The 19,961-nt window shown below is 63.4% G+C and carries 19 protein-coding genes and 1 tRNA gene; 6 read left to right on the top strand and 14 right to left on the bottom strand.

Going from position 1 to position 19,961, the window contains the following annotated elements:
- Positions 1–77: 77 nt before the first annotated feature.
- From ACKWRH_RS22415 to ACKWRH_RS22440, 6 genes are all read right to left on the bottom strand, one after another.
- On the bottom strand, positions 78–725 hold the full coding sequence (locus ACKWRH_RS22415; RefSeq protein ID WP_445215288.1) for a DJ-1/PfpI family protein: 648 nt from the start codon (positions 723–725) through the stop codon (positions 78–80).
- Between the two features lie 31 nt (positions 726–756).
- Positions 757–2,964 carry a multicopper oxidase family protein gene (locus tag ACKWRH_RS22420; RefSeq protein ID WP_445215289.1) on the bottom strand — a complete coding sequence of 736 codons (2,208 nt, stop codon included), beginning with the start codon at positions 2,962–2,964 and terminating at the stop codon, positions 757–759.
- Positions 2,965–2,974: 10 nt separating this feature from the next.
- Positions 2,975–4,027, bottom strand: coding sequence for an NAD(P)/FAD-dependent oxidoreductase (locus ACKWRH_RS22425; RefSeq protein ID WP_445222455.1), 1,053 nt, complete (start codon positions 4,025–4,027; stop codon positions 2,975–2,977).
- A gap of 71 nt (positions 4,028–4,098) precedes the next feature.
- Entirely contained in the window at positions 4,099–4,515 is a 417-nt protein-coding gene (locus ACKWRH_RS22430; protein ID WP_071913888.1) for a hypothetical protein, read from the bottom strand.
- On the bottom strand, positions 4,512–6,791 hold the full coding sequence (locus ACKWRH_RS22435; protein WP_445215290.1) for a LodA/GoxA family CTQ-dependent oxidase: 2,280 nt from the start codon (positions 6,789–6,791) through the stop codon (positions 4,512–4,514). Before ACKWRH_RS22435 ends, ACKWRH_RS22430 begins: the two co-directional genes overlap by 4 nt.
- A gap of 18 nt (positions 6,792–6,809) precedes the next feature.
- Entirely contained in the window at positions 6,810–8,918 is a 2,109-nt protein-coding gene (locus tag ACKWRH_RS22440) for a tyrosinase family protein (RefSeq protein ID WP_445215291.1), read from the bottom strand.
- Positions 8,919–9,376: 458 nt separating this feature from the next.
- Between ACKWRH_RS22440 and ACKWRH_RS22445 the strand changes: the two genes are divergently transcribed.
- Positions 9,377–9,466, top strand: a tRNA-Ser gene (locus ACKWRH_RS22445).
- A 117-nt stretch (positions 9,467–9,583) separates the two neighbouring features.
- On the opposite strand, the gene ACKWRH_RS22450 is transcribed toward ACKWRH_RS22445, so the two are convergent.
- From ACKWRH_RS22450 to ACKWRH_RS22475, 6 genes are read right to left on the bottom strand one after another with little or no spacing between them, the layout of a single operon-like run.
- Positions 9,584–10,273 (bottom strand): MarC family protein, encoded by a 690-nt coding sequence (locus tag ACKWRH_RS22450; protein WP_445215292.1) that lies wholly within the window; start codon positions 10,271–10,273, stop codon positions 9,584–9,586.
- A 24-nt stretch (positions 10,274–10,297) separates the two neighbouring features.
- A complete protein-coding gene (locus tag ACKWRH_RS22455) occupies positions 10,298–10,432 on the bottom strand; it encodes a hypothetical protein (RefSeq protein ID WP_445215293.1) in 135 nt (44 codons plus the stop codon).
- Positions 10,433–10,448: 16 nt separating this feature from the next.
- Entirely contained in the window at positions 10,449–10,625 is a 177-nt protein-coding gene (locus ACKWRH_RS22460; protein WP_014495244.1) for a hypothetical protein, read from the bottom strand.
- 49 nt (positions 10,626–10,674) lie between these two features.
- Positions 10,675–11,025: a phasin gene (locus tag ACKWRH_RS22465; RefSeq protein ID WP_445215294.1), complete on the bottom strand. Its 351-nt coding sequence runs from the start codon at positions 11,023–11,025 to the stop codon at positions 10,675–10,677.
- A gap of 27 nt (positions 11,026–11,052) precedes the next feature.
- Positions 11,053–11,916, bottom strand: coding sequence for an alpha/beta fold hydrolase (locus ACKWRH_RS22470; RefSeq protein ID WP_445215295.1), 864 nt, complete (start codon positions 11,914–11,916; stop codon positions 11,053–11,055).
- A 9-nt stretch (positions 11,917–11,925) separates the two neighbouring features.
- The gene (locus tag ACKWRH_RS22475; RefSeq protein ID WP_445215296.1) at positions 11,926–14,433 is read right to left on the bottom strand and encodes an alpha/beta hydrolase; all 2,508 of its coding nucleotides are present in this window, start codon (positions 14,431–14,433) and stop codon (positions 11,926–11,928) included.
- Positions 14,434–14,565: 132 nt separating this feature from the next.
- Here ACKWRH_RS22475 and ACKWRH_RS22480 point away from each other — a divergent pair, with 132 nt between their 5' ends.
- The 5 genes from ACKWRH_RS22480 to ACKWRH_RS22500 all read left to right on the top strand — a co-directional run bounded on the left by ACKWRH_RS22480 (position 14,566) and on the right by ACKWRH_RS22500 (position 17,953).
- Positions 14,566–15,492, top strand: coding sequence for an alpha/beta fold hydrolase (locus ACKWRH_RS22480; protein WP_445215297.1), 927 nt, complete (start codon positions 14,566–14,568; stop codon positions 15,490–15,492).
- A complete protein-coding gene (locus ACKWRH_RS22485; RefSeq protein ID WP_445215298.1) occupies positions 15,489–16,085 on the top strand; it encodes a hypothetical protein in 597 nt (198 codons plus the stop codon). The genes ACKWRH_RS22480 and ACKWRH_RS22485 overlap by 4 nt, the downstream gene beginning before the upstream one ends.
- A gap of 93 nt (positions 16,086–16,178) precedes the next feature.
- On the top strand, positions 16,179–16,826 hold the full coding sequence (locus ACKWRH_RS22490) for a CoA transferase subunit A (protein WP_038944143.1): 648 nt from the start codon (positions 16,179–16,181) through the stop codon (positions 16,824–16,826).
- Between the two features lie 4 nt (positions 16,827–16,830).
- Positions 16,831–17,481: a 3-oxoacid CoA-transferase subunit B gene (locus ACKWRH_RS22495; RefSeq protein ID WP_445215299.1), complete on the top strand. Its 651-nt coding sequence runs from the start codon at positions 16,831–16,833 to the stop codon at positions 17,479–17,481.
- Between the two features lie 13 nt (positions 17,482–17,494).
- Positions 17,495–17,953: a MaoC family dehydratase gene (locus ACKWRH_RS22500; RefSeq protein ID WP_038932905.1), complete on the top strand. Its 459-nt coding sequence runs from the start codon at positions 17,495–17,497 to the stop codon at positions 17,951–17,953.
- Between the two features lie 6 nt (positions 17,954–17,959).
- Here ACKWRH_RS22500 and fabI read toward each other — a convergent pair whose 3' ends face one another.
- Positions 17,960–18,748 (bottom strand): enoyl-ACP reductase FabI, encoded by a 789-nt coding sequence (fabI, locus tag ACKWRH_RS22505; RefSeq protein WP_028147828.1) that lies wholly within the window; start codon positions 18,746–18,748, stop codon positions 17,960–17,962.
- On the bottom strand, positions 18,745–19,959 hold the full coding sequence (locus tag ACKWRH_RS22510) for an acetate/propionate family kinase (RefSeq protein ID WP_445215300.1): 1,215 nt from the start codon (positions 19,957–19,959) through the stop codon (positions 18,745–18,747). Before ACKWRH_RS22510 ends, fabI begins: the two co-directional genes overlap by 4 nt.
- Positions 19,960–19,961: the final 2 nt, after the last annotated feature.

The raw sequence follows: 19,961 nt of genomic DNA on the forward strand, positions 1-19,961 counted from the left end.
ACCATGCAGGCCGACGCGGTCGATCGAAGTCTCAACATATCAGATAGTTAGATGATGCATTCGTCGGTCCGCGGGACCTATTGCGTCGACCCCGGCGGCTTGACGCCCGTGAGCGGGCACTGCGGCGCTGCGGGAATCGCGCTCCGGACGGGCGGATCGGGATAGTATTGGGTATTTTGCTGAACCTGACGCGCCAGCTCCGTGCCTCCGAGCAGCGTGATCAACATCAGCGCTTCGTCGAGGCCCGCGGATATTCCGCCTCCGGTCAGTCGATTGCGATCCAGCACGAAACGCGGATGTCCGTCGGCAACCTTCACCTTCGGGAACAGCGTCGGGAAGCATTCCAGGAAAGCCCAGTGCGTCGTCGCCCAGTGGTCGTCGAGAAGACCCGATGCCGCGAACAGCATAGCCCCCTCGCAGACCGAGCACATGTACTTCGCACCGGCGGCCTGCCTGGTCAGAAACTGGAAATAGGTCCGGTGCGGATCGTTGATGATTTCGGTGAGCGCGTCTGGATCGCCGCCGGGAATCCAGATGGCATCATACTGGGTGCAGTCCGCGAAGGATTTTGCGACCTCGAACGGAAATCCCCGGCTGCGAAACCGTTTCATTCCCGGCTTTGCCGCGACGATCTCGACGTCGAAGTCGGCCCAGTCGAACATTTCGAAAGGGCCGGCGACGTCGAGCATGTCGACGCCGTCGTAGACGGGAATGCCGATCTTCATCGCGCGTAATCCTCCCTGCTTCCTGTGACGATCAATGTTTGTGGCCTACGGGCGTCGCCGCGGGTGTCGCCGTCGGCTGCTTGGCATGGCGCATGCCCGCCATCCCGAGGCCGCCGCCCGGCGCGTTGAGGTCGGGAACGATCGCGATGTTGGCCATCATGCCCGCGTCCTCGTGGTCCAGGATGTGGCAATGCAGGACATACTCGCCGATGTAGCGGTCGTACCGCGTCCTGACGCGGATCTGATAGTTGTTCTCGACGATGATCGTGTCGCGGAATGTGTGCCACATGCCGCAATACTGGTTGGCCAGTTGCTGCTTGTCGGCATACACGATGTCAGGTTTGCAGGTGCCGTCGGGATTGTAGATCGAGATCTGCTGACCGTTGGTGTTGGTGGTGGTGACGTCGATCACCTGGAACGGATTGACGTGGATATGGAAGATGTGCGGCTCGCCTTGCGCGGACAGCATCCAGTCGTCCGTGGTGTTGACCTCGCGCGTGAAGTTCACCACGTCGGGATCGTACGAGGCGTTATTGACCGTGAAGGCCGGGAAGTTGATCGCGAAGACCGCCTGCTGCTGCTGGCTGCCGGCAGCCGGCGGCGCAAGGTTTTCGAATGGCGCCCACGGCCGCAGATCGCCGTCACGCAGCCCGGTGCGAACGGCGTCCGGCAGCGTCGGATTGGCATCGTACAGCGCCTTGCCGACATAGGCCTGCAGGTCGCCGGTCACGGGCTGCCCTCCGCGCACATGGATGTAGGCCAGCAATTGCGGCGTCGTCGGCCCCTGCCCGCCGCCATTGCCGTTGGACACGCGCTCAGCCTTCGGCGCCGCCTGGTTGAGCAGGCAATAGTCGCCGTCCGAGGGGAATACGACGAGGACGTCGCTGCGATAGCCGGGCTGCATGTAGTTCGATTCAAGCACTCCGCCGACTTGCGAGGCGTGCACGGTGCGCAATTTGGTCCGGGTCAGACCGTCTGATGCGATCTCGAACTGCGGGATCAGCGTGCCGGCCGAGGCGTTGCAGGCGGCCAGAAGATCGGCCTTCTGCTGCTGGCGGTTGCCGCTCAGCGCCGAGGTCGCGATCAGGTTCGTTGTGCCGACCGGCGTTGCACGCACGAGCTGAATGTTGATCGTGTCGTGAATGCCGGCATGCACGAAGCGCCAGCGCTGGATCTCGCCGGCCGGCACGGTGAGCGTCGGCTGCACGATGCCGTTGACGCTGGTGAAGCGCCCATTGGTGTCCCAGATCGACGATGAATCCAGTTGCAGGCCGAAATTCTCGACGACGCCGGGGCTCACCGGATTGCCTGATGTCGCCAGCGGGCACGTCCACGGCGCGTTGGCGATATTTGCCGGACTGCTGGCGTTGTAGAGCCCCTGCGTGGTGTAGATCTGCTGCCAGGGGCCGCCGGCCTGGTTTGGTTGGTTGGCGAAGCAGGCATAGGCGATCTGCTGAAACAGGAAGAGCTGCTCCTTGAACGGTGCGCCGTTGACGTCATGCAGTACCGTGTCGATATCGGCAATCGGCTTCGGGTTCTGCGGCGACGGTGGCGTATAGGGACGTTCGCCCTTGACGACCAGCACGCCCGAGGCGCCGCTCGCCACCTGCACTGCCGTCGAGCCATGACGGTGGGCGTGATACCAGAACGTTCCCGCCGGATGGTCGTTGGGGATGTTGATCTCATACGGAAACTTCGTCTGCGGGGCGATGTTGAGCAGCACGTTGTCGCTGTTGCCGGCAGGCGAAACGTGGAGGCCGTGCGTGTGCAGGTTGGTGGTGTTGAAGCACCCGACCAACGCCGGCAAGCCCAGCCCCTCCGGAGGATTGGGCAGACAGCTCGGGTCGTCCTTCGCGAGCTGGTTGATCAGGTCGACGCGCAGCGTGTCGCCGGGCTTGACGAAGATCGCCGGGCCCGACTTGCAGCCGCCATAGGAGCGCAGCTCGACGGGGTCGAGGCCATCCGGTTGCGGATCGGTCGGATCCGGGTTGTTGATGAAGAAGCGGCCGCGCACGAAGTTGAGCACCACCGAGACGATCGAGCCGCTGCGCGAGATCGATCCTTGCGGCCGGCAGCCGCCAACGGCCGGCGCCACGGCGGCCTCCAGGGCCACGACATTGCCCTGTCCGGGCAGCGTCGGCGGCGGTTCGAAAGCACGGGGAACCGGCGCCGCGAATGCTGGAAGGCTCGGTCCCAGCGCGGCGATGACAAGACCAATTCGCGCGAAGCTCTTCATCATGTTGTCCGCCCTACTGTTCCAGAAGACTGCTCGAAGGATTGCGTGAAGGCGCATCGGCACGCCGGCGCCGCCAGAATGGCCGCTCGGACCAGCGCGAAACACTGCCGTAGTGTTCGCTCAGCGTCGTCGCGTAGGCCGCAGCCTCGCGCGCGATCCACGCGCCGTACCGATCGAGAGCGGCCGCATCACCGCGCGCGAGGCAATCGCAGGCGGCATAGGCGGCGAACACGCCCGAGCGCATGGCCTTGACCACGCCGTGGCCCGAGATCGGATCAAAAGCGCTTGCGGCATCGCCTGCGCAGAGGAAATGGAAGCCGGCTGTCGTCGCGGCGTATCGACTGCCCGCAGGGATCAAGCGGGGTGGTTCGAGCCGAATGATCTTGCTCGCGAGCGCCGAGACGAATTGCGTCCTGGCGAGAGCTCTGCGCCAGCCGTCCGGCGTGTTCAGCCTGAGGCCACGCGCGAGATCGGCATCGGTCATGCAGGCAAAGGCGCGCCTGCCCTGGTCGAGAGCCATCGTGTACCACCAGCCGTCTTCAAAGGCCTCGACGAGCAGCTCCGGTGCGGCCGGTCCCGATGTCGTCGCCTCGGCATAGGCCGCAATCAGGCGGTCCTGCGCTTTCGCCCGCGAACCCTGGCGGTCGGCGAGTGCGCGGGCGCGGCCCGTCGCGTCGATGATCAGCCGGGCCGAATGGCTGTTGCCGTCGTCGCAAACGACCGACCAGCCGTCCGCCTCGCGCGCGAGATGACAGACCTTCGCATCGACGCGCTCGGCCGCGCGGCACCCCTCCGCCGTGAGCCAGCCATCGAACGCCCTGCGGTCAACGCGCCATGACGGCCCGCGCGCTTCCAGCAGCGATTCGCTCGACGTCAGGCCGGCCTGGTCCCAGGAGGTGAGCGTGCGGTGCGACGGCGCAAAGCCCTGCCCCAGAAATGTCGGCCACAGACCGAGCTGCCGAAGCACCGGCTGGACCAGCGGTGACAAGACCTCGCCTCGTCCTTGGCCCCGCCCGCGCCGCTCGGACGGCGCAATCACGGCCAGCCGAAGCTCCGGCGCGCACATCGCAAGCGCGCGAGAAGCGGCCGCTCCGGCTGGACCTGCGCCTGCAACGATGATGTCGAAAGCGGCCAAGGTCAGTCGGCCCGGACTGCGTAGAACGACGCCACGACGCCGGCAGGCGCCACCGTGCCGGGCGAGCCGCCGCTGTGCGGGATGGTCCGGATCACCGAGCCGACGATGGCCGGACGCTGGTCGACGCCATTGGGCCAGGCCGGCACCAGCGAGCCCCAATAATCGTAGATCCATTCCTCGCCGCCGACGACGCCGGTACCTTGGAAGCGCACCTGCATCGGCGATCCATAGGCGCGCGATCCCTTCAGCGCGAGCGACCAGCCCGGGCCGCCGATCGTTCCGGTCAGCAGCTGCATCGGCCCGTCCGCGATCTCGATCGTGCCACGGCCGAATTCGAGATTGTTGAAGGCCGTGTTGACGTCGGGATCATTGAGCAGGCTGCGATAGGTCCAATGTCCGACGAATGGATTGTCGCTCATGATGCCTCGCTTTTGGGATCGGGCCTCGACCCGGTTGTTCGCTCGACGCTGACGTATTTGGGTCCTTGATAGCTGTCGGCGGGCTTCACGGCCGGCTCGTAGGGATTGCGCACGATGAAACCGAGCAGCGACCACTCGGTGACCATCTTGAGGTCGCCGACCGGTGTCTGCGGGACGCCGCGGCTCCACGTGGTCCAGACGTAATTGGGCTTTCCGTTCGAGACTGAGGCGATCTCGAACGACTGCAACGGCCGATGCGCCGGCCACCACAGTGTGGTCCAGGTCTTCTCGTCGCGCCGCAAGCGATCGTCATTGTCACTGCCGGGCCAGAGATTGTTCCAGTCGGCGTAGGTGATGTTGATCGGCTGCGTGGTGCACTCGTTGAAATCGGACTGCCAGGGCAGACCCATATATTTGGTGAGGTCACCCGGCTGAAGACCGGTCTCGAAGTCGTTGTCCTGGCTGAGCGGCGAGTTGACGTTGAAGGTCGGGTCGGCAATCACGGTGCCGTGGTCCTGATTGGCCTGGGCGGCGCTCTGCAGGAAATCCGAGACGCTGCGATCGGCGTTGATGCGATACGGCGCCCAGTAGATCGAAGGGTTGCGCATCACCCAGCCGAGCTCGGCACCTGGACAAAAGGCGCCCCCGAGCACGTTGCTGAGCACGCCGCGGTCGAGTTCGCGGCCGGTCTTCGGCGGTGTCTTCGGATAAGGCGCGAAGGGTGAATAGCCGTCGGGCAGCCAGCCCTCCTCCTTCTCGTTGATGAACCAGCCGCGCGCCCATTGGCCGAGGATGAAGAGCTGGTACTCGGTGAGATGAAGAAACTTCGACGGCGTCTCGTTGGTCAGCGGATTGTCGCCGCACAGCAATGGCATCAGCGGCAGCGAATGGACGCGCGACGATGCCCGGTCCTGCACCTGGAAGGAATTGGCCTCGCCCGCACGACGTAACAGATCGAACAGGAAGCGGCGCATCGGTCCGTAGGGATCGTCGGCCTTGGAATAGTGGGTCGGACCTGCGACCGCCGCCACCGCCATGACCGCTTCGCCCTGACTGGCGTCGCGCAACGGTGCATCCGACGGTGTTGCCGTCGCCGTCGGCCGCGTCGTGCGTTTCGGGGTCTTCGATAATTTGTCGGGATCGAACGTGCCGCGCTGCGCCTGATCGTGCGGGTAGTTCGATTGCTGAAGGATATCGTTCAGATACCTGAATTCATCCGGCCGGAACAGGATCGGCCAGATGTCGCGATAGAACCACGGCCGGTAGTTGCGATTCCAGGCAAGACGGCCGGCCTGCCAGTGGCGCAGCGCCGCCTCGTCGCGGAACGGGATCTGCTGCGGATCGTCATAGGTGCCGAGCGTCCCATAGATGCCGGTATCGGTGGCGAACTGGCGCACATAGAGATCGTACAGCACCTCGTCCATCGTGATCATGTCGAGGATCTCAGGGACGAAGCGCGGATAGCCGACCACGACCCAGGCCGGAAACTCGACGTCGATGTAGCGGGTCTGGCCGACCTGCTTCGAATACATGATCAGCCGCGCCATCACCGGCCCATCGGAGATGTCGTCGTACCAGCCGTCGGTGTTGGCATAGTCCTCGATCTTCGGACCGAAGCTGCCGTTGACGTCCATGCCCGAATTGCCGTGACCGCCGAGCACGACCAGGCGGCCCTTGTTGTCGGTCATCATCTCGCCCAGCGTGTCGATGTCGAACGGCTGGAGGCCCCTGGGCGGAAACGTGGTGGCGTAGCCGCCGGGCCCGCCCGAGCGATCGAAATGCGCGCGCCGGTTGGTGGTCGCGTTCACGCTGCGCGGGCCGGGATCGATGATGAGAAGGTCGCGGTCCTGGCCGGTGATGTCGGCGTTGCGGCGCGCACTGCCGGGGGCGTAGCCGTGCTCGCCCTTGAGCTCGGTGAACGGGTACCAGGAGGCCTTCTTGTTGGCGACATAGACGCGCCACTGGATGTCGACGAGCACACCATGATTGCCGCCGCCCTCCACGGCATCGCCGAGCGCCAGCGGCCTGCCTTCCGGGGACTCGTCGTCATAGACGAAGATCTGGAAGCGCGCGGCCTGCCGCTTCACGCGGCCCTGCGCATCCTTGAAGGTCTTGACCGGAACAGGTGTGACCCCGTCGGGGCCGTGCAGGGGATTGCCGAAACTGTCGCAGGCAAGCGGCATCGCCGCGGGCGTCTCCGGCGCGAGGTAGAATTCGCTGTCGCTGTTGCCCAGGCGCGCGATGCCGATGCCCGGATGGATTCGATACGTCGCCATGACTTCCCCGCCGCTTTCTCAATCCAGGAAACTGATCGACACGCCTTCCAGCTTCAGAAGCTCCCTCTCCTCCTGGTAGTCGCCGCCGATCACGACCAGCGTAATCTGCAGCGGGCCCTTCTTCTTGAGCGCCTGCCTGGCGGCGGCCGTGACGTCGATGCGATGGACGCGTGGCGTGTTGTGGCTGCGCCCGCGCTGATCGAAGCGCCGCGGCTGCGGCGGCGGGATATCGCAATGGCCGGGACCGCCGTAGCAAGCCCCATGTCCGAAGATCGAGATGTAGCCGGCGTAGTGCGGATTGCCCTTGATCTGCGTCGAGGCGTCGGCCCCGGGCTCGTTCAGGAAGGCGCGTACGAAGCAGGAGCGCATCAATTGCGGCACCTGGTGCAGGCGGATCTCCGCGCGTTTGAAGCTCCGCGCGGCCTGCGGCACGTTGATCGGCTGCGACACGAAGCGGCTGACCGGCGCCTCGAGCCCGACCGGCATGAAATGCGAGCTGCGAACGTATTCGTAGCCGAACGGCGCGATGTCGAGCGTGTCGCGGATGGTGTAGTTCCACGGCGACAGCACGGAATCGAGATCGGCCGGCAGCGCATTCGGATTGAGCTTCTGCCACTCCCACCAGATCCGATCGATATTGACGTGGATCGGCCAGAACACCGGGTCGTAGGACGCGGTCAGATTGCTGAACATGTCGCCGAAATCCGGCTGCGAATAGAGATCCGGCCGGGCATGAAAGCGGCGGCCGCCGACCTGCGCGGCGCTGTTGCGGCGCGTCGTGAGCGCACGCAGGCGCGCCGTCTCCGCGCCCGGCTGCGGTGTCGTTCCCGTCGCGGTCGGCCCGCCCTGGCAAACATAGGCCGCCTTCCCGGCATCGGGGTTCTGGCCGCCAGTCCAGATGTGCATGGTGTTGTGCGGATTCTGGTCGAGGAATCCGAATGCCGCGTCGTAGATGCTGCCGCCGCCGAAGTCGCGGAAATTGTTGAGGCTCAGAATCTGGGCGATGTCGTCGGCCGACGGGTAATGATAGTGAATGACCTGGTTGATGGTGCCGCCGCCGTCATACTCCGCAGGATAGCGCAGCGGATACCAGAGCGAGTTGGAGTGCAGCAGCGCGTCGATGAAGCACTGCCGGTTGGCATTCGCGGGATCGGGCGTGACGGCCGAATAGCCGATCGTGTTGATCAGGTAGCAGAAGAAGCCGTGCTGTGAGGTGAAGCTGACGCGGTCATGCGCGAGCGCCAGGATCGCCTTCTTCTGAGCCGCCGTCGGCGCCGGGTCGAGCGCCGCCAACAGCGTCTCGGCCGCTTCCTCGGTGAGATAGGCCTTCATCGAATTCGGAATGATGCGGCCCTTGTCCGGCTCCTCCGGCCGGTACTCCGGCATCGTGAAGTCCCAGTACGGGAGCATCAGCCCGGGCTCGAAGTCCTGAAGGTTTTGCTCGAACTCGTAGAGATAGGCGCGGTGCCAGGGCAGGAAGCGCTCCCAGCCGTGCTGGCAATGGTTCTGGTGGATCAGCGCCTGGTTGTTGTAGTTGCGCCGGTCTTCCGGCCAGTGGTCGAGATCGTAAAGCCGGCGGAAGCCACGGCGCAGGCGTTCGAGCTGCGGCTCGCTCATGCAATCGATGTTCATGCGACGCCTGGGCTCGCCGGCATCCGCGGCCGGCGAATAGCCGTCGGCAGCCACCGCAAATTCGGCGATCTCGCTCACCTTCACCGTCGCCGTCTTCGCCGGCTTGCCAGGCGCAAGCTCGACTGCGACGCTGGTCGCATCATCCGGGCAGCCGGCATCGATCCAGTCGGCAATGCGGTCGACGTCAGCGGGCGCGACGCGCTTGCCGCCCCATGGCAGCGCCGGGAACCGGCCGCCGTCGAACGGTGCGTCGCCGCGCAATCCCTTGATCAATCCGGATGCGTCACTGCGCGCGTGCGGAGGGATGCAGCAGGCGTGCCCCTCCGGCACTGGAGCAACCATCTTGAAGCCGAAGATCTCGGCCGCCTCCAGCGCCTGTGCGCCCTTGTCCCAAAAACGTCCAGCGCCACCATAATCAGCGGTGCTGTCGCCGGCAGCTTCATCCAGGATCGCCTTCACGCGCGCATAAGCAACGGTAAACGATTCGGTGTCCATTCCAGCCCCCGGACAGCAAGACGAAGAAGGCGGCCGGAGACTAAGCACAACTTTTGGGTGATGTCACGTAAACACGCACCTTCAACGTCGAAGCAAGCGTGAATATTTTTCGGGGTTGTGTGATCAATTTCATACAACCTTTATCAAATCGACAGATCTACTCATGCGTCGTGCGGATGAGGCGGATGCGAGCACGAGTGCGTTGCTCAAGCTCAGCGCCGGCCATCGGACGTGTCCGGTCATCAAACGCTGCGTGATTGAGCGCAGCGTGCATTCCAGTCGTCGTGGGACGAAGCCGAGCCACACCGTGAGCGAATCGGCGCCGAACGACTGCTCGACGAAGCCGAGCTTCGCCCTTCCCGGCCTGTTCCCCCATCGGACTTGGTTTTCCCCCGCAAGCGCCAACTTCGCGTTGCCTTGCGCGGTCGACTGCGTTAAGCGACAACCATTCTCTGTCCGGAAGGGTGGCCGAGTGGTTTAAGGCACCGGTCTTGAAAACCGGCGTGCCCGCAAGGGTACCGTGGGTTCGAATCCCACCCCTTCCGCCAATAGGTTATATTGCTCTCCTCGGTTCGTAGTTGCTCGAAGTCACCAGCAAAATCAATGATTTATGCCAGATAACTGTACTTCGCAGTTCGCCGGTGTTCTTGCAATCCCGAGAGCACCTATTGGATAGCCCGCGAAGCGCTGTCCAATATGGACCGAGCGACCTCGGAAACGCTGGTGAGGATGATCTGCACGCCGATGCAGAGCAGCAGAAATGCTGACAGCTTCGTCACGACGCTGGTGCCCTCCTCGCCGAACAGGCGCGCCATTGCGCTCGATTTCCGGTAGGCGTGGTAGATCGCGGCAGTCACGGCGAGCGCCACCAGGAGCGAAACGATCGAGGACGTGAACATTGCATCGAGGCTGCTGGTCCGGCTGATTCCGATCGCGATGGCTGTCGCGATCGTTCCCGGCCCGGTCGTCAGCGGAATTGTGAGGGGAAAGAAGGCCATGCGTTTCATGGTCGCATGATCGGGGGACGAGACCTCGTGAGATCCGGCCGGGCCCGAGGGCGCGTGGAGCATGGACCAGCCTGTCGCTGCGACTACGAGGCCACCGGCAATCCGGAGCGCCGGGATTGTCACGCCGAAGAAGTTGAGGATCTGGCTGCCCAGAAACAGCGACACCAGGAGGACCACGAAGGCATATCCGGCAACCCGCAGCGCAAGACTCGCGCGCTCGTCTTCAGAAAGACCTCTCGTCTTGTCGAGGAAGATGAAGGCCAGTCCGTAGGGATTGATGATCGCGAACAGCGCGCCGAAGCCGAACAGGAAATCGGCAACGAGCCCCGATGTGGCGATATTGCGCATGCGGCGCCCGCTCCGCTCTTCGGCTTACGGCCGTGTGAAGCCGGGCGCTTTGAAATCGGCCAGATGGTCGAGCGCCTTGCGCAGAACCTCGAACAGCACGGCCACCGACCAGCCGTTGACGACACGGACCAGCGTGCCGACGAAAAACCGGGGCATCATCCGATCAAACCGGATCTCACTTGCCCTTGCCGGGTGATCGCTCAAGACGCGATCTCTGCGCGCGCATGCGCTTGATCTCCTCCCTGAGCGCCTCGGCTTTTTCGTCTCGCTGCTCACTCGCCGTTTCCAAGGGTTCGTCGCGAAGCAACTTCTGGAGTGCCTTTTCGACAGAAAGCTTGTTGGTCTCGGCCATACCAGACCTTTCTGACGCTACCGCGTCTGTCAGTACCGTGGTTGCAGTCTCAGCTCTTCGGACCGAACATGCCGCCAGCCGCCTTCATCGCGGCCTCACCCATGGTCTTGGTCTGGTCGGTCAGGGCCCGCATCTGCTCCTGGAAGAAATCGGCTTGAAGCTTGAGCGCGTCCTGTACATCCTTGGCTTGGATCAGCTTGTCGCTGAGGTCCAGGGTCGCTGTGACATTGCGCTGCATGAAACTGCAAAACTCCTTCGCCTGGTTCGCGATCGGCAGAGGCGACGAACTGATTCCCTTCTCGAGCATCTCGAAATAGTCGGCGTTGGCCTTACGCAGGCGGCCAAGTGCCTCGGTCAGCGCCGCACGGACGTTCTCTGCGGATAGATTGATCTCTGGCATGACGTTTCTCCCTTCAGGCGTTAGCGGTTACACGGTAAGTCCTCCGAACCAGGCGCCGAAATAGCCGGCATAGAGCGCCGGTACTTCGAGATTCATCGAGTGTCCGATCCGAGGCACGATCACGAGACGGCAATCCGGCATCGCATCGGCCATGGCGTGAAGATCGGCCGGCGGAATCCAGCCGTCCCATTCGCCCCATAGCACCAGATGCGGATGCTTCAGCTCCGGCATACGGCGCTCGAGCTCTCTGCTCTCTCTTTCCTTCGTGAGGTTGACCGGCGTTCCGATCCAGATGCCTTCGGAGACGCCAAAGGTCTGCTCGATGATGCGGTCGAACAACGCCTGAATATCCTTCAATCCCTCCCGAAATCGAGGCACGGCGTTCGGCGCCATGCTCTCGGGCACGAACAGCGAGGACGCCGCGGTCGCCATGATCGTCCGTGTCAGGTCCTTGCTCGCCATCATCGCCCGAAACAGGCCGATTTGATCGGCATTGAAAGACATGCCGAGCGGCGTCACCGGATCGAGTGCGAACACGCGCCCGAAGCGCTGCGGCTGCATCAAGAGCATGCGGGCGGCGATGATGCCGCCGGTCGAATGCGTTGCGAGATGGCAATAGCCGATGTCGAGCATATCGAGTGCCGCCAGCATGTCCTCGGCATGCTGCTGCATGGAGTAGTTCGAATAATCGGCGGCAGGCTTCGGCCGGTCGCTGTCCCCGCAGCCGCGCCAGTCAAGGGCGATGACGCGCAGGCCCGTTGGAAACAAGGGCGCAGCCAGCTCGATCCAGTCCTTGCTGGCGAGATTGCCATGGATGAAGACGACGATCACTTCGCCTCGGCCCCACTCCCGCCAGCCAAGCTCGATTTCACCCGCCTGCACCCGTGGCATAGACCGATCCTATTTGTTGAGACCGGCGGTTGGTGCCGCACCGGGAGGTGTCGGCGCCACTGGCAGGGCGGATACCACGGAACCCTTGATCATGCGATCTGTGCCGAGGGGCGATGAGGTGTCGACCGTTCCCTTCGTGACGAAGTCCACGACGTCCGCTGAATATTCCACCGGATTGTCGGTGTGGATGAAGTGTCCGGTCTCCGGATAGATCTTGAGCATCGGCCGGTTGCCGGCATTGCTCATGCGCGTCATGAACGGCGTGATGACGTCGCGCCCGAGATCGGTCAGCCCGTTGAAAGCGGGCGTCGGGATGAAAGGTTCCTTGTCACCGAAAGCGAGGAAGATCGGCGCCTTGATCTGGGTGACCCGCTCATAAAGGTTCTTCGGATCATCCTGCTGGAGTTCGGCACCGATCGTGTAGATGTCGAAGATGAAGACGTTGCACCACTGTTCGAGCTCGTTGGGGTTGCCCTTGGTAAGCCCGACGCGTTGCTCGGTATGGAAGCGCGCATATTCGCTGTCGCTGAAGAAGTAACCGCTCTTCGCCGCCGACACCACGCCGGTGTCGGGGTCGCGCTTCTTGAAATAGAAAAAGTCGCGAATGCTCTGTTCGTCCCGGGCCTTCTCCGCCGCCAGGATGCCGGTCTGGTCCCAGATCTGCTTCCACTTGTCGAAGTCGCGACCGAGTCCCGGTTGGAACAGAGGTGCCTTCTTGTCTTTCGCGATCGTAATGTCGCGCGGATATTCCTCGAGTCCGGACGGTGCTTCGAGCGCGAGGCCCTGCACCGCATCCGGCCAGGTCAGGGCGTACCCCGTGACGAACTGACCGCCCAGCGAGTGGCCGAGATAATAGGCTTTCTTGACGCCAAGCTGGTTTACGACGAGATCGTAGATGACCTCGCGCATATCCTGCATGGTGCGCGCCGGGCTCTTATCGAGATTACCGGGCCCGGACATGCCGTAGTTCGGCAAGTCTGGCACGATCACGCGCAAGCCACTCCGCAGCGCATATTGCATGATGTTGCCATAGTGCCCGCCGAATGCGCCCTTGCCGTGGATGATGACGAGGACCTTGGGATCCTTGTCGGTGCCGGCATACTCATCCATGTAACCGATCTGCCAGGTGTTGCCGATCTTGTCCTTGGCGTTGGCATATTTGACCGGATAGGGATAGGTCACGAAGTCCTTCCAGAAGGACTTGCTCGGATCGATGTTTTCGGCGACGCCCGGTACGCGATAATTCTTGTCGACGAACATCCCCGCGCGATCGAGAGCCGCCACGTCGTCCATGAAAGCGACGAACTTCGGATCGTTCTTGCGCTGGTTGATGATCGGGAACACGCCGTAATGGGCGACCGGGCTCTCCTGCGCGATCAGGTCCGCGCCCGGCACGCGATCCACGGCTTTTTGGGCCAGCTTGAAGTTCAGCCAGAGATCGTTGGTGATGTGCATCACCAGCGTGCGCGCCTGGATGCGGCCGAGATAGGGATTGACGTTATGGGTCTCACCGACCCGGTTGCGCCAGACGAGATCGACGGCGTCGTAGATCTTGGCGCGATTGGTGACGTTCAGTCCCGCCTTCTCGTTCGGCGCATCCCAGTAGAATATCTCAGGCTGCACTGCGGCCCAGTTCTGGGTGGTCCGATAGGCAAAGTCGTAGCCTGTCATTCCCAGGATCGACCAGCCGAACGCCACGCCCGGCACCGGATGCTTCTCTTTGGGCAGCTTGTAATAGTCGCCCTTGGTCGCCTGCCAGACCGGATCGCCCTCGATCGCGGCCGTCATCATCTGGAAGGTCCAGTTGCCAACGGGGTCGTCACCGTCCGACTGCGTGGTGCCGCCGATCGGCATCAGGGCGCCGATATATTCGGGATGCATGACCCCCCACACATAGGTCTGGGTGCCGCCCATGGAGACGCCCGTGACAAGCGCGACACGCGCGACCTTCAACTCGTCGCGCAGCAGGCGGTAGTTCGCCTGCACCATGTCGTAGTAGCTGTACTGCGGAAACTTGATGCCGAGGCCGTCGGACGGTTTGCTTGCGCCCCACGTGCCCAGCGGGTCGACCATGATGACGTAGTAGCGGTCGGTGTCGATCGGCCGTCCGGGGCCGATGATCGGGACGCCGCCCGACAGGGCAGCGCCCTTGACCCACTGTTCGTACATGTCGGTGGAATCGCCGGAATAATAGGAATTGATCACGACCGCATTGGTGATCTCACCGGCGGCATTGCGCCGCGCGTTGCCGATCGCGATGTATCCGGTACGCAGCTTGCCTGCCCCGAGCGATTCCAGCGTCACGCCGCCCTCGCCGCCATTCTCCCATTTGGAGGGATTGGCCAGGTCGTACTTGCCGCCGAGCCGGAAGTTCGCGATCTCATAGGTCTTTTTGAGTCCATCATGCTGCATCTGAGACGAGCGCCGCGTGAACGGCTGGGCGACCGCGAGTGCGGTGCCGACCAGCAACAAGATCAGGCTGACGAAGCAACGCGTGAGAGCGCTTCTCCCGTTCATGACGAACTCCCTCCCGACGGTGTTTTGCGCGAACGCTAGGCTGGGCCTCCTCCTGAGGTTTGATCTAGCTCAATGGAATCCCCAGGCCTGCGTTGAGGATCGTGGTCATCGTCACGCTGGCCGGTCTCCGCAATGCCCTTCCTCAGTCATGGCTCATATCGTGTCCGCTATGAGCTCGACGGACCGGCGAATGCGCCTGCCTATGTGCTGGTCAACGGTCTCACGCAGTACTCCGAACTTTGGGGCGCGTATCGCGACACGCTGATCGCACGGCGATTCCGGGTGGCTACCTTCGACCTGCTCGGCCAGGGCGTCTCCGATAAGCCCGCGCTCTTCATCGATCAGGACGACCACATCGCCGTGCTGCATCGCCTGATCGGCGAACTTGGAGACGGTCCGGTCTTCCTCAGCGGCATCAGTTTCGGTGGCTTGATCGCGCTGCGCTATGCCATCGAGCATGGCGCCCGGCTGTCGGGCCTTGTGCCGATGAGTTGCTTTGCTGAGCTTTCGCCACAACTGCTTCTGATCGGCAACGCCTTGCGCACCGGCCTCATCCTGGGCGGCACCGGCTATCTCCAGGATCTGCTGTTGCCGATGAACCTGTCCGACCAGTGGCTGAAGCCGCTGCTGGACAAGCTCGACAGCGTGAAGCGGCAGGGTTGGCTGGTCAACGACGTGTACGCCCTTCAGAACCTGATGGAGTCCTTCCTCGACTTCAAACCGCTGACGGCGCAGCTCTCCTCAATATCCGTCCCGACCATGATCCTGAACGGCGAGTTCGACTTCCTCACGCCGCGGGCGCTGCACGAGACGTTGCGTGTGGAAATTCCCGACAGTGCGCTCGTCATCATCCCGAGAGCCTATCACGCCTTCACGCTCGAAAAGGCTGCCTTAACAGCCGACCTGCTGGCGCGCTTCGCCGAGGACGTGTTGGCTGGCCGCTGGCGGGGCAACAAGCAGGTCTTGATCGCGCCGGAAGATGCCGGCGGAGACTTTTCGCCGTTTCCAGCCGGCTATGACCATCTGCGCGCGATCCCGGTGCAGGGGCCAGCGACGTGAGCGCGTTCTTCGGACCTCTGCAAGCCGACGGGCGCGTGCCGCCCCGCCAGCAGACGCGGGTCGCCGCGTTCCTGGTTTCTGCGCATGGTGCGCTGGCACGGCAATTCGCGGTCGCCCTGCCCGCGAGATTCGATGCCGCCTGGCAGACCGAATTGAACGCGCAGTTCTATCGCGAGAGCGAGATCGTCTCGCTTCTCATGCGCGCGACCGCCTGGGTCCCGGACCTCGCGCTAGGCCCCATGGCGGCATCCTGGGAGATGGCCTGGCTCCCCGCCCCGATCGAAGGCGTCGCCGATCACACCCGCGCGCAGACCATTCACCTCGCGACGCTCGCGCATGCGGTTCATGCCGGGACCCGGCCGGCGGCCCTGCTGCCGATGGAAGCGAACGCGAGCGATCCCTTCGTGATGGCGCTGCGGCGCATCGAGTTCGAAAGCGGCCGGCTGTTGCAGGCGCAGATCCAGTTTCTGAAGGGCCCGGACCTCCTACCTTTCCGGGACGCCGTCAGCGCGACGCTCGAACGGCGGCACGCCGAGGTGCGCAGGCTCTGGCACGAGACCCTTGCAGGCGTCGGCGTTGGCCTGCGCGAATGACCGGGCAACCTTGACGCAGATCAAAGCTGAGAGTCTACCCACGCCCAACATCGATCCAGTATTCACCTGCGCCCGCCGACCGGAGTTCCGCCCATGAAGGCCGTTTCCGTCGAAGAAGCCGTTGCGATGATCCCGGCCGGTGCGAGCGTCATGGTCGGCGGCTTCATGGGTGTCGGAACCCCGGAGCGCCTGCTTGACGAACTCGTGCGGCAGAACAAGACCGGCCTGTCTCTGATCTGCAATGACGCCGCCACTCCCGGCAAAGGCGTCGGCAAGCTGTTCGACGCTACGCTGGTCTCGAGGCTGACGGCAACGCATATCGGCCTCAATCCGAAGGCGCAGCAGCAGATGCTCGCGAACCAGATCGCCGTCGATCTCGTGCCGCAAGGCACCTTCGTCGAACGCATCCGCGCGGGCGGATGTGGCCTCGGCGGCGTGCTGACGCCGACGGGCGTCGGAACGCTGGTTGCCGAAGGCAAGCGTCAGATCGAGGTGGATGGCAAGCCGTTCCTGCTGGAGACGGCATTGCGGGCGCAGTACGCGCTGGTTCACGCGTTTCTCGCCGACTATCTCGGCAATCTCGCTTACGCTCTGACCTCGCGCAACTTCAACCCGGTCATGGCGATGGCCGCCGACACGGTCATCGTCACTGCAGAGAACATCGTGCCCGTCGGTGTCATCGCGCCCGATCACGTCGTGACCCCGGCGCCGCTCGTCGATTACCTCATTACCAACGGGTGAGATCATGGACCCGCAGATCATCATCGCCCGACGCGTCGCCAGGGAGTTGAAGAGCGGAAACCTCGTCAATCTCGGCATCGGCATTCCGACCTTGGTTGCGAATTACGTTCCGGCTGATTTGAAAGTCTTTTTTCAGTCGGAGAACGGATTGATCGGCACCGGGCCCATTCCGGAGCAAGGCATGGCCCATCCGCTACTCACCGACGCAGGCGGCCGGCCGATCAGCGCGCTTCCGGGCGCGGCGATCTTCGACAGCGCGATGTCGTTCGGACTGATCCGCGGCGGCCATGTCGACGTCACCGTGCTCGGCGGCCTCCAGGTCGATGCGCATGGGCTTCTCGCCAACTGGATGATCCCGGGCAAGATGGTCCCGGGCATGGGCGGGGCGATGGACCTCGTCAGCGGCGCCAAGCGGGTCATCGTCGCCATGCAACATGCCGCGAAGGGCAAATCGAAGATCGTGAAGAAATGCAACTTGCCTCTGACCTCGGCGCGCCCGGTACATCTGGTCGTGACCGACATGGCGGTTATCGGTTTTGCGGACGGCAAGGCGACGCTGCTCGAGACCGCTCCAGGTGTCGGCGTTGGCGAGGTCATGGCGGTGACAGAGGCCGAACTGGTCATTCCTGACAACATCCCGGAAATGCCGATCTGACGAGGTCACGACCATGCGGATATTCAGCGACTTCAACGAGTTCAAATCCGCGGTCGGCACCGAGATCGGCGCGAGCGACTGGATCGAGGTGACCCAGGATAGGATCAATAAATTCGCTGAAGCAACCTGTGACGAGCAATGGATCCATGTCGACCAGGACCGCGCCAGGAAGGAAGCGCCCGGCGGCACCACCATCGCTCACGGCCTGCTGTCGCTCTCGCTTGCTCCACTGTTCATTCGATCGGTGATGGGCCTGAAAGGGCTGCGCAATACGCTGAATTATGGCGCGGATCGCATCCGGTATCTGGCGCCGGTGCCGGCCGGCTCAAAGCTTCGCGGCCGGGTCACGGTCGCTGAAACCGAGGACGTGCCGCCGGACGGCTTGCGCGTCAACTATCATCTCGTGATCGAGATCGAGGGCGGCAAGAAGCCCGCTTGCGTCGCCGAGCTGATCGCCCTGCACTATCGCTGAGTGCGCTCAGTCGATGATGTGATACCCGCCATCGATATAGAGAACGCCCCCGGTGATCAGCTTGGCGCCATCAAGCGCCAGGAAGGCAGTGGCATTGCCGACGTCGTCGATGCTGACCAGGCTGCGCGCCGGCGCTTTTGACTGCGCCTTGTCCATGAGCTCGTCGAACTCCGGGATACCTGACGCCGCGCGCGTGGCGAGCGGGCCGGGCGAGATCGCGTGCACGCGGATCCCCTTTGGGCCAAGTTCGGCGGCCGCGTAGCGGACGGCCGCTTCAAGCGCCGCTTTCGCCACGCCCATGATATTGTAGTTCTCCACCACCATCTGGCTTCCATAGTAGGTCATGGTGAACATCGTGCCGCCGTTCTTCATCAGCGGCTCGGCGAGATGCGCCATGCGCAGGAATGACCAGCAAGAGACGTCCATCGTCTTAAGGAAGCCATCGCGGCCGACGTCCACCACGCGGCCATGGAGCGCCTCCTTCGGCGAGAAGGCGATCGAATGCAGCAGGAAATCGAGCTGTCCCCATTCCTTCGTAATCCGCTCGAACACCGCCTCGGTCTGCCCCTCCGTCATCACGTCCAGCGGCATGAAGATCGGCGCTTCCAGCGCCTGCGCCAGCGGCTCGACGTGTTTCTTGGCGCGATCGTTGAGGTAGGTGACGGCCAGATCGGCCCCAAGCGCGCGAAATGCCCTCGCACACCCCCAGGCAATGGACTGGTCGTTCGCGATGCCGACGACGAGGCCCTTCTTGCCCTTCAGGGCAACCTTTGTATCCGGGAACACGGGGATCATGACACCCTCTCTTGCCTTGGATCGGTCGATTGTCCGTTCATCAACAGCGACAGCGTATGCTGTGCGATCATCAGTTCTTCGTCGGTTGGCACGACGTAGACTGGGATGCGGCTGTCGGAACGCGAGATCAGCCTGGAATTGCGAGCGTTCTCGGCGGGATCGAGCGTACCGCCGAGCCATCCGAGCTGCTCGACCACGCGCGCGCGAATGTTCGCCGAATTCTCGCCGATCCCGGCCGTGAAGACGAAGGCGTCGAGGCCTTGCAAGGCGGCCGCGAGCATGCCGGCACTGAGACCGATCCGGTAGACGAAATGGTCGACCGCGAGCTTCGCCTTGGGGTCGGCGCTCGCCTCCAACTCGCGCATGTCATTGCTGACGCCGGAGAGCCCCTTCAATCCGCAGTCGCGATAAAGGAAGTTCTGCACGTTTGAGGCGGACATCCCTTTCTCCGAGATAAGATAGATCACTACCCCGGGATCGATCTGGCCTGGACGCGTTCCCATCGGCAGGCCATCGAGCGCTGTGAAACCCATGGTGCTCTCGACGCTGCGCCCGTCCTTGAGCGCGCACATCGACGCTCCGCTGCCGAGATGGGCAACGATCACGCGCCGCTTCGCGATATCGGGCGCCACGCCCGGCAGCGTCCGGGCGATGTATTCGTAGGACAGCCCATGAAAGCCATAGCGCCTGACACCCTCGGCATGAAGTTGATGCGGAATAGCATAGTGGTCGGCAACGGCATCATGCGTGCGGTGAAACGCGGTGTCGAAGCAAGCAACCTGTGGCAACGTCGGGAAATTCGCCAGCAGCGAACGGATCGGCGCCAGATTGTGGGGTTGGTGCAGCGGCGCCAGGGCCACCAATCGTTCGAGACGGGACACGACGCCGTGGTCGATCAGTACCGGCCGCGAATAGTCCGGCCCACCATGCACGACCCGGTGACCGACCGCGATCGGCGTGACGCGAAGTTCGTCCCGCAGCCAGTCGCCGGCAACGGTCATCGCCGCCGGAACATCAGGCACAGCCTCGATCGGATAGGCCCGATCGGCCATCGGATCGCCGCTCGGACCACTTGCCCGCAGACGCGGTCGGCTGCCGATACCGTCCATCTGTCCCTTGATCTGACGACGAAGCGCACCGTCGCCGTCGATCGCATAGACCTGAAACTTCACACTGGACGAGCCGGCATTGACGACGAGGATCGTATCCATGG

Source organism: Bradyrhizobium sp. Pa8, assembly GCF_052588265.1.

Coding starts and splice junctions, on each gene's coding strand:
- ACKWRH_RS22415 (WP_445215288.1), bottom strand. CDS start 725: ATGAAGATCGGCATTCCCGTCTACGACGGCGTCGACATGCTCGACGTC.
- ACKWRH_RS22420 (WP_445215289.1), bottom strand. CDS start 2,964: ATGATGAAGAGCTTCGCGCGAATTGGTCTTGTCATCGCCGCGCTGGGA.
- ACKWRH_RS22425 (WP_445222455.1), bottom strand. CDS start 4,027: ATGTGCGCGCCGGAGCTTCGGCTGGCCGTGATTGCGCCGTCCGAGCGG.
- ACKWRH_RS22430 (WP_071913888.1), bottom strand. CDS start 4,515: ATGAGCGACAATCCATTCGTCGGACATTGGACCTATCGCAGCCTGCTC.
- ACKWRH_RS22435 (WP_445215290.1), bottom strand. CDS start 6,791: ATGGCGACGTATCGAATCCATCCGGGCATCGGCATCGCGCGCCTGGGC.
- ACKWRH_RS22440 (WP_445215291.1), bottom strand. CDS start 8,918: ATGGACACCGAATCGTTTACCGTTGCTTATGCGCGCGTGAAGGCGATC.
- ACKWRH_RS22450 (WP_445215292.1), bottom strand. CDS start 10,273: ATGCGCAATATCGCCACATCGGGGCTCGTTGCCGATTTCCTGTTCGGC.
- ACKWRH_RS22455 (WP_445215293.1), bottom strand. CDS start 10,432: ATGATGCCCCGGTTTTTCGTCGGCACGCTGGTCCGTGTCGTCAACGGC.
- ACKWRH_RS22460 (WP_014495244.1), bottom strand. CDS start 10,625: ATGGCCGAGACCAACAAGCTTTCTGTCGAAAAGGCACTCCAGAAGTTG.
- ACKWRH_RS22465 (WP_445215294.1), bottom strand. CDS start 11,025: ATGCCAGAGATCAATCTATCCGCAGAGAACGTCCGTGCGGCGCTGACC.
- ACKWRH_RS22470 (WP_445215295.1), bottom strand. CDS start 11,916: ATGCCACGGGTGCAGGCGGGTGAAATCGAGCTTGGCTGGCGGGAGTGG.
- ACKWRH_RS22475 (WP_445215296.1), bottom strand. CDS start 14,433: ATGAACGGGAGAAGCGCTCTCACGCGTTGCTTCGTCAGCCTGATCTTG.
- ACKWRH_RS22480 (WP_445215297.1), top strand. CDS start 14,566: ATGCCCTTCCTCAGTCATGGCTCATATCGTGTCCGCTATGAGCTCGAC.
- ACKWRH_RS22490 (WP_038944143.1), top strand. CDS start 16,179: ATGAAGGCCGTTTCCGTCGAAGAAGCCGTTGCGATGATCCCGGCCGGT.
- ACKWRH_RS22495 (WP_445215299.1), top strand. CDS start 16,831: ATGGACCCGCAGATCATCATCGCCCGACGCGTCGCCAGGGAGTTGAAG.
- ACKWRH_RS22500 (WP_038932905.1), top strand. CDS start 17,495: ATGCGGATATTCAGCGACTTCAACGAGTTCAAATCCGCGGTCGGCACC.
- fabI (WP_028147828.1), bottom strand. CDS start 18,748: ATGATCCCCGTGTTCCCGGATACAAAGGTTGCCCTGAAGGGCAAGAAG.
- ACKWRH_RS22510 (WP_445215300.1), bottom strand. CDS start 19,959: ATGGATACGATCCTCGTCGTCAATGCCGGCTCGTCCAGTGTGAAGTTT.